This window comes from Actinoplanes awajinensis subsp. mycoplanecinus, assembly GCF_001509495.1.
Taxonomy (GTDB): Bacteria; Actinomycetota; Actinomycetes; order Mycobacteriales; family Micromonosporaceae; genus Actinoplanes; species Actinoplanes palleronii.
In genome coordinates this window covers 1-295 of the sequence record NZ_LLZH01000224.1, presented here as the reverse complement: position 1 = coordinate 295, position 295 = coordinate 1, and the positions used below count along the sequence as shown (strand labels likewise).

The 295-nt window shown below is 70.2% G+C and carries 1 protein-coding gene; it reads right to left on the bottom strand.

Translation table 11 applies throughout. The features are described 5' to 3' along the window. Positions 1–295: transposase family protein (locus ADL15_RS22790; RefSeq protein WP_157441547.1), on the bottom strand; the 295-nt coding region annotated here is incomplete at both ends.

Sequence of the window (295 nt, the reverse complement as noted above, 5' to 3'; positions counted from 1 at the left end):
GAGCTGGCGGGCAGCGCTCAGGTCGTGGGTCCGGCCGGGCAGGGCTGCCGAAGCCCAGATCAGCCGGCCTGCCGCGTCCGCGATGACCTGCACGTTCACACCATGGCGTTTGTGCTTACCGGAGTAGTACGGCCGCTGATCGGCGACCCGGTCGATCGGGATCAGGGTGCCGTCGAGGATGGCGAAGGCCAGCCGGCGGATCCGGTCCATGGCGGTGACCAGGTCGTCTGCGGCCGCGGCGAGCAGGTCGACGGCTTCGCGGACATAGCGCCAAGCGGTGGCCACACCGATGTCG